General features: G+C 65.5%; 11 protein-coding genes. 4 read left to right on the top strand and 7 right to left on the bottom strand.

Annotation, left to right across the window (positions count from 1 at the left end; all coding sequences use genetic code 11):
• Positions 1-4: 4 nt before the first annotated feature.
• From H3H37_RS21870 to H3H37_RS21860, 3 genes are all read right to left on the bottom strand, one after another.
• Complete coding sequence (locus tag H3H37_RS21870; RefSeq protein ID WP_182166493.1) at positions 5-1,228, bottom strand: efflux RND transporter periplasmic adaptor subunit; 1,224 nt, start codon at positions 1,226-1,228, stop codon at positions 5-7.
• Between the two features lie 207 nt (positions 1,229-1,435).
• Positions 1,436-2,371, bottom strand: coding sequence for a transaldolase (tal, locus tag H3H37_RS21865; RefSeq protein ID WP_182166491.1), 936 nt, complete (start codon positions 2,369-2,371; stop codon positions 1,436-1,438).
• A gap of 124 nt (positions 2,372-2,495) precedes the next feature.
• A complete protein-coding gene (locus H3H37_RS21860) occupies positions 2,496-2,675 on the bottom strand; it encodes a hypothetical protein (protein WP_182166489.1) in 180 nt (59 codons plus the stop codon).
• 105 nt (positions 2,676-2,780) lie between these two features.
• On the opposite strand from H3H37_RS21860, the gene H3H37_RS26160 reads away from it, so the two are divergent.
• From H3H37_RS26160 to H3H37_RS21840, 4 genes are all read left to right on the top strand, one after another.
• The gene (locus H3H37_RS26160) at positions 2,781-4,154 is read left to right on the top strand and encodes a GNAT family N-acetyltransferase (protein ID WP_311197575.1); all 1,374 of its coding nucleotides are present in this window, start codon (positions 2,781-2,783) and stop codon (positions 4,152-4,154) included.
• A 12-nt stretch (positions 4,155-4,166) separates the two neighbouring features.
• A complete protein-coding gene (locus H3H37_RS21850; RefSeq protein WP_182166485.1) occupies positions 4,167-4,763 on the top strand; it encodes an SAM-dependent methyltransferase in 597 nt (198 codons plus the stop codon).
• Between the two features lie 124 nt (positions 4,764-4,887).
• Positions 4,888-5,121 (top strand): addiction module protein, encoded by a 234-nt coding sequence (locus H3H37_RS21845; protein ID WP_229218965.1) that lies wholly within the window; start codon positions 4,888-4,890, stop codon positions 5,119-5,121.
• Entirely contained in the window at positions 5,118-5,414 is a 297-nt protein-coding gene (locus H3H37_RS21840) for a type II toxin-antitoxin system RelE/ParE family toxin (RefSeq protein WP_182166483.1), read from the top strand. Before H3H37_RS21845 ends, H3H37_RS21840 begins: the two co-directional genes overlap by 4 nt.
• Positions 5,415-5,465: 51 nt before the next feature.
• Here H3H37_RS21840 and H3H37_RS21835 read toward each other — a convergent pair whose 3' ends face one another.
• The 4 genes from H3H37_RS21835 to pgi form a co-directional block, all read right to left on the bottom strand.
• Entirely contained in the window at positions 5,466-6,320 is an 855-nt protein-coding gene (locus tag H3H37_RS21835; protein WP_182166481.1) for an SIS domain-containing protein, read from the bottom strand.
• A 7-nt stretch (positions 6,321-6,327) separates the two neighbouring features.
• Positions 6,328-7,797 carry a glucose-6-phosphate dehydrogenase gene (gene zwf, locus H3H37_RS21830; protein WP_182166479.1) on the bottom strand — a complete coding sequence of 490 codons (1,470 nt, stop codon included), beginning with the start codon at positions 7,795-7,797 and terminating at the stop codon, positions 6,328-6,330.
• A gap of 172 nt (positions 7,798-7,969) precedes the next feature.
• Positions 7,970-8,863 carry an SMP-30/gluconolactonase/LRE family protein gene (locus H3H37_RS21825; RefSeq protein WP_182166477.1) on the bottom strand — a complete coding sequence of 298 codons (894 nt, stop codon included), beginning with the start codon at positions 8,861-8,863 and terminating at the stop codon, positions 7,970-7,972.
• 68 nt (positions 8,864-8,931) lie between these two features.
• Positions 8,932-10,581, bottom strand: coding sequence for a glucose-6-phosphate isomerase (gene pgi, locus H3H37_RS21820; protein WP_182166475.1), 1,650 nt, complete (start codon positions 10,579-10,581; stop codon positions 8,932-8,934).
• Positions 10,582-10,713: the final 132 nt, after the last annotated feature.

Raw genomic sequence — 10,713 nt, 5'->3', positions numbered from 1 at the left:
GCGCTTATTTGGCCGCAGCCGGCGCCGCAGCAGCAGCGGCCGAAGCGGATGCCGATGCCGATGCCGATGCAGGCGCCGACGCCGACGCTGGCCCGGTCCACGGCTGCGGCTTGACCTGCGCGCCCGGCTTGGCCTTCTGGAAGCCTTCCACGATGATGCGTTCGCCGCCTTTCAGGCCGGAGCTGATCACCCAGTCCTGGCCCTGGGCGCTGTCGGCCACCACGGGCTGCGATTGCACCTTGTCGTCGGGGCCCACCACCAGCACGGACGCGCCTTCCGGTCCGCGCACCACGGCCTGCTGCGGCACGGTGATGGCGGCTTCGCGCACGCCTTGCTCCAGGCGCGCGCGCACGTACATGCCCGGCAGCAGCGTGTGCTGGGGATTCGGGAACTCGGCCCGCATCGACACGGCGCCTGTGCTTTCATCGACCGACACATCCGAGAACAGCAGCTTGCCCGGCAGCGGGTAGGTCTGGCCGTCTTCCGTCACCAGCGTGACCTTGGCCTGGCCCTTGCCGGCGCTGGTCAGTTTGCCGCTGGCCAGCGCGCGCTGCAATTTCAGCAGCTCGGTGGACGACTGGGTGATGGTGACGTAGATCGGATCAATCTGCTGCACGGTGGCCATCGGCGTGGCTTCGCCCTGGCCCACCAGCGCGCCTTCCGTGACGAGCGCGCGGCTGGCGCGGCCCGAGATGGGGGCGGTGACGGTGGCGTAACCGAGCGTGAGGCTGGCGTTCTGGCGCGCGGCCCGGGCCGTCGCCAGGTCGGCGGTGGCCTGCTTCTGGGCCGTGACGGCGTCGTCGTATTCCTGCTGGCTCACGGCCTGCGCGGCCAGCAGCGGTTTGTAGCGTTTCACTTTCAGGTCAGCCTGGGCCAGGTTGGCCTCGGCCTTGGAGACGGCCGCCTGGGCGCTGTCGTACGAGGCCTGGAAGCTGGCCGGGTCGATCCGGAACAGCACTTGGCCCGCCTTGACGTCGCCCCCTTCCGTGTAGACCCGTTGCAGCACGATGCCGGCCGTGCGCGCCCGTACCTGGGCCGTGCGCGATGCTTCCAGCCGGCCCGGCAGCTCGGTGCTGAGGGTGACGGCGGCAGGGGCGACGGTGATGGTGGCGACCGTGGGCGCTGGCGGCGGGCCGCCATTGCCGGCGGCCTTGTCGCCGCAGGCGGCCAGGCTGGCCAGGGTAAGGAGGGAGAGGGCGACAGACGTGCAGCGCGGGACTGATCTCATGGATGTCTCGTAAATATTAGGATGGTTGACTGTGCTGGTCCCCGGCGCATGATAAGGGCGGGGTGGGTTGCAGCATTGTAATACAGCAATTCATGTAACGTTTTGTAGCCGACAACGGTGGAAATGGCAGCGGGGACGGCACCCGCGTCCGGCCAGTGCCGGCCCGCGTGCGCCGTCCCCGCTGGCGAGGAACGAGGGCTGAAGCGATCAGCGCATACCGGAGATGATCTGTTTCAGCTTGCCCGAGTCGGCGCAGAAGGCGCGGATGCCTTCGGCCAGTTTTTCCGTGGCCATGGCGTCCTCGTTGAGCATGAAGCGGAACGATTTCTCGTCCAGCGACATCTTGCCCACGGGGGCGGCCGGCGCCGATTCGGCCGACAGCTTGCGCATGACGGGGGCGTCGCTGCTGGCCAGTTGCTTCAGCAGGTCGGGGCTGATGGTGAGCAGGTCGCAGCCGGCCAGTTCCAGGATCTGGCCCGTGTTGCGGAAGCTGGCGCCCATCACCTCGGTCTGGTAGCCGAACTTGCGGTAGTAGTTGTAGATGCGCTTGACCGACTGCACGCCCGGGTCCTCGGCCGGCTCGTATTCGATGCCGGTGGACTTCTTGTACCAGTCGTAGATGCGGCCCACGAACGGCGAAATGAGCTGGGCGCCCGCTTCCGCGCAGGCGATAGCCTGGCCCAGCGAGAACAGCAGCGTCATGTTGCAGTGGATGCACTCCTTCTCCAGGATCTCCGCCGCGCGGATGCCTTCCCAGGTGGCGGCCATCTTGATCAGCACGCGTTCGCGGTCGAAGCCGGCCGTTTCGTACAGGTGGATCAATTCACGGGCCTTGGCCACCGAGCCTTCCGTGTCGAACGACAGGCGGGCGTCGATCTCGGTCGAGACGCGGCCGCTGACGATCTTCAGGATCTCGCCACCGAACGCGATCAGCAGGTGATCGATCACGTCGCCGGTGGCGGCATTGGGGTTGTCGCGCACGGCCTTTTCCAGCAGCGGCTTGTATTCGTCCTTCTGCACCGCCTTCAGGATCAGCGACGGGTTGGTGGTGGCGTCGCGCGGGGTGTAGGCCTTCATCGACTGGAAATCGCCGGTGTCGGCAACGACGGTGGTGAATTGCTTGAGCTGTTCGAGTTGATTCATGTGCGGTGCCAAAAGAGAAGAGGTAAGCGAAATTGCAAAGAGTATCTTAGCTTATTGTCCTCATCTCTGGTCAAATGATAAATACGGAGCGCATGATGTCACGCTCGGTGCAGTTGCGCCGGCCCTACTTGTGGGCCAGCGCGGCGAGGAGGTGGTGCAGTTCGCGCAGGAAGTCCGAGGGCAGGGTGGCCGACTTGGCGGGTTTGGCCGCGTGCTGGGCGGTGGCCGGATGCGCGCTGGCGGGGCGGGAGGAAAGGGGCGCGCAGGGGACGGAGGCTTGGTTCACGCTGAGCAGTGTTGCCATCTTGAACTCCTTGTCGATTTGGTATGCTTATTTTGCACTGTTCCCGCGATGGGATAAATACGTATAATCGAATTGAGTATTCCAAAAATGGAGCAATGATTGGATGTGCTGAATTACATGCGGCTGTTCGTGGAAGTGGCCCGGCGCAAGAGCTTCCGCGCCGCCGCCGACGCGCTGGACATGCCCAATTCCACGCTGTCGCGCAATATCGCGGAGCTGGAAAAGATCATCGGCCTGCGGCTGCTGAACCGCTCGACCCGCAAGGTGGAGCTGACGGCGGCCGGCGAAGTGTATTTCAAGCGCTGCCAGAGCATCGTCGAGGAAGCGCTGTCGGCGCATCAGGCGCTGCGCGATGTATCCGAGCGGCCCATCGGCACCTTGCGGGTGTCGATGACGTCCGACTTCGCCATCGGCTACCTGGCGCCCATCCTCGGGGAGTTCGCGCGCGCCTATCCGCTCATCAAATTCAATTTCGACATCACGGTGCGCCCCGTCGATTTGCAGACGGAGCCGATCGACCTGGCCATCCGCATGGGCCGCCCGCCGGCCGGCCCCAACTCGCTGGTGGTGCGCCAGATCGCCACGCTGCCGCGCTACCTGTACGCGGCGCCCGAATACCTGGCGCGGGCGCCCCGGTTGATGCATGCGAGCGACCTGTCCAACCATTCGCTGTGCGTGGGCCGGGGCGCGGCGCGCGAGACGGATGTGTGGCGCCGCTTGCATCGCGGCGGCGAGACCGTGGAGGTGATGGGCGGTTCGCGCTTCGTCAGCAACAGCGCGGAAGTGAACCGCGCCATGGCCGCCAGCGGCATCGGCATCGCCGGCCTCGATCCGCGCATCGTGCGGCAGGACGTGGAGGCGGGGCGGCTGGTGCGCGTGCTGCCGGACTGGCAGCTGGAGCCGACCCATGTGCATGCGATCACGGACACGCGCCACCTGCCCGCGCGCACCAAGCTGTTCATCGCTTTCCTGATGGAGCAGCTGGGTAACCAGATTTCGATTGCGCAGGAAGACCCCGAGACGGCCGACGCGCAATTGTTGATGGACGAGTTGTCCGGCATCCTGGCTGGTATCACGGGCAGTAGCGGCAAGGCCTCGTTCGACGTGGCCGACGTGCGCGGCGAGACCGCCTGCTTCGCCGTGGCGCGCAACCTGCAGGGTGTGGCGATCGGCTGCGGCGCGTTCCGGCCGCTGCAGCCGGGCGTGGCGGAGGTCAAGCGCATGTACGCGCGCGCGGGCAACGCGGGCACGGGGCGCGCCATCCTGGCTTTCCTCGAGCGCGAGGCGAGCGCGCGCGGCTATCGCGAAATGTGGCTGGAGACGCGTGCAGTGAACCGGCGCGCGGTGCAGTTCTACACGGCCGCCGGCTACACGCCGATCGACAACTACGGAAAATACGCGGGCAATCCGCTGGCCGTGTGCTTCGCCAAGCAGCTTGGTTTCAGTGCTGGTATAGTGTTTGGCGCCCAGTCATCCTGAAGGACGTTCGCCATGACCTTGCATGCCAGCGTGGAGTTTTTCGATACCCAGTTCCAGCGCCAGATCGCGCAGAACGAATTCGCGCTCAACCCGTTCGAACAGGCCGCGTTGCCGCATTTGTGCGGGCGGGTGCTGGATTTCGGCTGCGGCATGGGCAACCTGGCCTTGCACGCGGCGCGCACCGGACATGAGGTGTTGGCATACGACGCCAGTCCCGCCGCCATCGCCCACTTGCAGCAGGTGGCGCGCGAGGAAGCGCTGCCGTTGCGGGCAGCCGTGGCGGATTTGCGCGAGATGCGGTTGCAGGAGCAGTTCGATACCGTGGTCTGCATCGGCCTGTTGATGTTCTTCGATTGTCCCACGGCGCTTGCCCAACTGGCGCATCTGCAATCGCTGCTGCGGCCGGGCGGCGTGGCGGTGGTCAACGTGCTGACAGAGGGCACCACTTACATGGGCATGTTTTCACCGGAAGGACATTGCCTGTTCAAGCCGGGCGAGTTGCTGGGGCAGTTCGACGGCTGGCGCATCCTCGTGCATGAACAGCACAGCTTCCCCGCGCCCGGTGGCACGGTGAAGGCGTTCGATACGGTGATCGCGCAGCGCACCTGATACGTGCTCCGGGCAGGGCAGACAAGCTGTCGATCATGGTTATTGTTGCTTCCGCTGCGCGGGGCGTGAGCCGGCCATGAACCTGTTGGTTGACGTAGAATGAGGACTCACTGCTGGAGGCGCCATGATGAATATCTTGCTATCTGAACTGGAGAAAATGGCTGTCGCCCTTCCTGCTGATGAGCGTGCGCGGCTGGCAGAAGTGTTATTGCAGTCGTTGCAAGCGGCGCCCATTGCTGAAGTTGAAGCCGCCTGGAATCAGGAAATAGCCGAACGTCTTGCAGCGTTCGAGCGCGACGAGGCAAATGCTTTGGCGGCTGAGTCGGTCTTTGCGGAAGCGCGTTTGCTTGCCAAATGAAACGTGCCCGGTTTCTACCGCAAGCCAGAGAGGAGTTTCTGGCCGAGGTGGCTTATTACAACACTGCGCGATCAGGAACAGGGACGCAGTTCGTCGCGGCGGTGGAGGCGGCGGTAGCTCGTGCTTTGGCCTTTCCATTATCAGGCGCACCGCTGGGGCCAGCGCGGCGGATGATGGTCAGGCATTTCCCATTTTCGATCATTTATCGCGATGAAGCTGAGGGCATCCTTGTGATCGCGGTTGCGCATCGTTCCCGTCGCCCCGGTTATTGGCGCGATCGTACGGTCACCTGAAGGCACATAGCTCTGCGCGCCGTTGGGGCGTTGCCGACTTCAGCTCGCGCGTCAGCCGATGAAGGAGTCGAACTGCAGGTCGAATTCCTGCAGCGCCTTCTGGGCGTTCTGCATCTTCTTGCGGAATTCCGGGCCGCGTTGCAGCGCCAGTCCCACCGCCAGCACATCGATCACCACCAGGTAGGCCAGGCGCGCGGAAATCGGCGTGTACGGGTCGGTGTTGAAGATCAGGTCGATCGGGATCAGTACCGTCGCTTCTTCGGCCAGCGGGGTGCCCGAGGGCGCCATCACGATCACGTCCGCGCCGCCACGGCGCGCCAGCTTGGCCGAGCGCACCAGCGGCGGGCTGTTGCCGCGCTGGGAGATGGCCACCACCGCGTCGCCGGTGCGCAGCAGGGCGGCGGCGATGGCGTGGATGGCCGGGTCGGCGTAGGCCACGGTCGGCACGCCGGAGCGGAAGAACTTGTGCTGCGCGTCCGCCGCCACGATGCCGGAGGTGCCCTGGCCGTAGAACTCGATCTTGTTGGCCTTGGACAGGATGTCGAGCGCCTTCTGGATCGCTTCCGGATCGAGGTTGTTGCGCAGGTCCAGCAGGGTGTTGATGGAGCGGCTGCAGATCTTGTTGACCAGGTCGGCCGCCAGGTCGTCCTGAGCCGGCTGCTCGTTCAGGCCGGGCAGTGCCAGCGCCAGGCCCTGGGCCAGCTTGAGTTTGAACTCATGCCAGCCGTCGTAGCCCAGCGTGCGGCAGAACCGCACCACGGTCGGCTCGGACACCTGGGCGCTCTTGGCCAGCGCCGTGATGTTCTGGTTGACCGTCTGCGCCGGCTGTTCCAGCACGGCCAGCGCGACCTTGCGCTCGGACTTGGACAGCGAATCGAGCTGGGTGCGGATGGAATCGAGCAGCATGCTTGAATCAATCCTCAGGTAAGGCTTCTTCGCGCCACTGCAGGCCGTCGCGGCCGATCAGGGCGGAGGCGGCGGCCGGGCCCCAGGTGCCGGCAGCGTAGGGGATCGGCATGGTGTCGTCCTGCTCCCAGTTGTTCAGGATAGGCTCGACCCATTCCCACGCCGCTTCCAGTTCGTCGCCGCGCATGAACAGGGTCAGCTGGCCGCGCAGCACGTCTAGCAGCAGGCGCTCGTAGGCGTCCATGCGGGGCGATTTGAACGATTCGCGGAAGTCCAGTTCCAGTTCGACCGGCTTCAGACGCATGCCGTCGCCGGGCGTCTTGGCCATCAGGTTCATGCGCAGGCCTTCGTCCGGCTGCAGGCGGATCACCAGCGAATTGGGCTGGAAGCTCGACGTGGGCTGGTTGAAGATCGAATGCGGAATGTGCTTGAAGCGCACCACGATCTCGGCCAGCGAGTCGGCCATGCGTTTGCCGGTGCGCAGGTAGAACGGCACGCCGGCCCAGCGCCAGGTGTCGATTTCCGCCTTCATGGCGACGAAGGTTTCGGTGCGCGACTGCTCCGGCGCATCCGGTTCGTCGCGGTAGCTCGGCACGGCCTTGCCATCCACGTGGCCGGCGCGGTACTGGCCGCGCACGATGTTCTGTGCCAGCGTGGTGGGCGTGAATTTCTTCAGCGAGCGCAGTACCTGCAGCTTGGCGTCGCGCACAGCGTCCGGCGCGATCGAGGTCGGCGGTTCCATGGCCACGATACACAGCAGTTGCAGCAGGTGGTTCTGCAGCATGTCGCGCAGCGCGCCCGAGGTGTCGTAGTAGCCCATGCGGTTGCCCACGCCCAGTTTCTCGGCGATGGTGATCTGCACGTCCGAGATCCACTCGCGGCGCCACAGTTGTTCGAACAGGATGTTACCGAAGCGCAGGGCCAGCAGGTTCTGCACGGTTTCCTTGCCCAGGTAGTGGTCGATACGGTAGATCTGCGATTCCGCGAACACCTTGCCCACTTCGGCGTTGATCTGCTTGGCCGAGGCCAGGTCGCGACCCAGCGGCTTTTCCAGCACCACGCGCGAATTGGGCGTGACCAGGCCGTTGGCGGCCAGGTTGTCGCAGATTTGCGAGAACAGGTGCGGCGGCGTGGCCAGGTAGTAGACGCGGGTCACCGGGTCGGGGCGCAGCGCGTTGATCAGCGGGCCGTAGCTGTCCACGTCGGTGGCGCTCAGCGAGACGTAGACGATGCGCGCCGTGAAGCGGGCCCACGCTTCGGCCGTCACGGCCGGCGATTTGATCAGCGGGCGCGAGGTGGTTTCCACCGTGTGCAGGAAGGCATCCTGGCCGTAATCCTGGCGGCCCACGCAGATGATGCGCGCCGTTGGCGGCAAGTCGTTGGCGACGTCGCGTGCGTACATCGCGGGCAGCAGTTTGCGCATTGCCAGATCGCCGCTGCCGCCAAACAGAACCAGGTCAAAATCGGTAAGAGCCATAATATGTGTGTGATCGCAAAAGTGGTGGTGCCGGAAGGATGCTGCCTCAATGTAAATTTACTACACAAAAAGCGGCAACGCAAGAAATTTTACTACAATCCGCACGGCGCGTTGCGGCGCCGCCATGCCTGCCTGCGGGCGTAGGGACGGGCATGAGGGCCTGTCCCCGGGTTTATTCGATGTAGGCTGGCTCAACCCGGCCCGCCACGTCCACCCGCACCGACAGGACGCGGCCCGTGTGCGGATACTGCTCCGCCTCGCCGGCCGGGCGCTTGTAGCTGGCGCTGGTGATGTACAGCGTGCGCAGGTCGGCGCCGCCGAATGCCACCATCGTGGGGCAGCGGGCGGGCAGGGGGATCACGTCGAGGATGGCGCCGTCCGGGGACAGCTTGAGCACGCGCGCGCCTTCGAACATGGCACACCAGTAGTTACCTTCGCTGTCCACAGCCGCGCCGTCCGGACGGCCGCCGTAGTTGTGCGTGCGGTCGGTTGAGAACTGCATCAGCGTGCGCGGGTCGGAGACGCTGCCGCTGGCCAGGTCGTAGGCATAGCGGGTGATGCGGTGGGCCGTCGTGTCGCTGTGGTACATGGTGTGCTGGTCGGGGCTGAAACCGAGGCCGTTCGAGACGGTCATGCCGCCCGACCAGACCTTGCGCACCGCGCCGCGTTCGAGCACATACATCTCGGCCGCCTGGCGGTCGCGCGGTTCGTAGATGGTGCCCACCCAGAAGCGGCCCGCCGCGTCGGCGCGGCCATCGTTGAAGCGGGTGGTGGCCGTGTCGTAGGGCGCGGGGGCGATGTCGGTCAGCTCGCCGCTGTCCGTGTTCAGGTGCACGAAGCCGCGCCGCAGGGAGACGATCAGGCCGCCATTCTCGTTGCGCGCCAGCGCCGACGGTTCGCTCGCCATCGGGTACTTGCGGTGCGCGCCGGTGGACGGCACCAGCCGGTGCACGGCGAAGCCTTCGATGTCGACCCAGTACAGGGCCTGTTCCTCGGGATGCCACAGCGGGCATTCGCCCACCTGCATGACGGCGTCGAAGGCGGGGATGATCTCGTATTTGCTCATAGCGATGCTCTAAGAAAGCGTGGGGTCTGACCCCGTTTTATGGGGGGGGCAGACCCCGGTTTTCGAATTCACAGGTGCTGCGCGGCCTTGGCCATGACGATCAGGCCATTGGTCGAGCTGTCATGGCGCTCGGGCGCGATCTCGCCCGTCAGCTCCGCGTGGATGTTCTTGGCCAGCACCTTGCCCAGTTCCACGCCCCACTGGTCGAAGCTGTTCACGTTCCACAGCACGCCCTGCACGAAGGTTTTGTGCTCGTACAGCGCGATCAGGGCGCCCAGCAGCGGCGGCGTGAGCTGGTCCATGAGGATGGTGTTGCTGGGGCGATTGCCGGGGAAGGTCTTGTGCGGCACCAGCGCTTCGATCTGCTCCGCGCTGAGGTTCTGGCCGCGCAGGTCGGCCCGCACTTCGTCGGCCGTCTTGCCGGTCATGAAGGCTTCCGACTGGGCGAAGCAGTTGGCCAGCAGTGCGTCGTGGTGGCCCGCCAGGTCGTGCGTGGCGCGCAGCGCGGCGATGAAATCGATCGGCGTCACGTCCGTGCCCTGGTGCAGCAGCTGGAAGTAGGCGTGTTGGGCGTTGGTGCCGCATTCGCCCCACACCACGGGGCATGTGGGTACGCCCACGTCGGCGCCGTCGCGCGTGACGCGCTTGCCGTTGCTCTCCATGTCGAGCTGCTGCAGGTAGGCCGGGAAGCGGCTCAGGTCCTGGTGGTAGGGCGCGATCGACAGCGAGCCGCAGCCGAGGAACTGGCGGTTCCAGAAGCCCACCAGGGCCAGCAGCACCGGCATGTTCTCGGCCAGCGGCGCGGTGCGGAAGTGTTCATCGAGCGCGTGGGCGCCGGCCAGGAAGTCGCTGAAGTAGCCAAAGCCCACCGACAACGCCACCGCCAGGCCGATCGACGACCACACGGAGTAGCGGCCGCCCACCCAGTCCCAGAACGGGAACATATTGGCCGGGTCGATGCCGAAGGCCTTGACCGCATCCGTGTTGGTGGAGACAGCCACGAAATGGCGCGCCAGCGCGTCCTCGCCGGCGCCGCGCAGGAACCAGTTGCGGGCCGTCTGCGCGTTGAGCATGGTTTCGGCGGTGACAAAGGTCTTGGAGGCGACGATGAACAGCGTGGTCTCGGGGTTGACCTGGTCCAGCACGGCATCCATGTCGTGGCCGTCCACGTTGGAGACGAAGTGCATCTTCAGGCGCGGGTGGGCGTATGAGCGCAACGCCAGGCACACCATTTTCGGGCCCAGGTCCGAGCCGCCGATGCCGATGTTGACCACGTCCGTGATGGCCTTGCCCGTGTGGCCGGTCCAGGCGCCGCTGCGCACGCGGTCCGTGAAGTCCTTGATGTGATCAAGCACGGCATGCACGTCGCGCCCCACGTCCTGGCCGTCCACTACCAATTTGTTGCCACGCGGCATACGCAAGGCCGTGTGCAACACGGCGCGTTGCTCGGTAAGATTGATCTTCTCGCCCGCGAACATGGCGTCGCGCTGCTGCTCCACGCCGCGCTCGCGCGCCAGGTCCAGCAGCAGTTCCACGGTGGTGGCGTCCAGGCGGTTCTTCGAATAATCGAGGAACAGGCCGGCCGCGTCCACGGTCAGCTTGGGAAAACGCTGCGCGTCCTGGGCGAACAGGTCGCGCAGGGTCCACTGGCGGGCCGTGGCGGCATGGGATTCGAGGGCCTGGAAGCTGGCGGTAGCGGAGAGGGCGGGCTGGCGCATAATGAGGTGGCGTCGTCGTGTGGGGTTGGAATAGGCACCGTGCAACGGTCGGTTGCGGTTCGGATGGCTAATAATACATGAAAAACAGGTAAATTCACTACACTTTCGTGCGCGGCCTTATGCCGCCTCGGT

The sequence above is a fragment of the Rugamonas brunnea genome (assembly GCF_014042345.1).
GTDB lineage: Bacteria > Pseudomonadota > Gammaproteobacteria > Burkholderiales > Burkholderiaceae_D > Rugamonas > Rugamonas brunnea.
The sequence above is the reverse complement of the archived record's forward strand: the minus strand, read 5'-3'. Positions and strand labels throughout refer to the sequence as shown.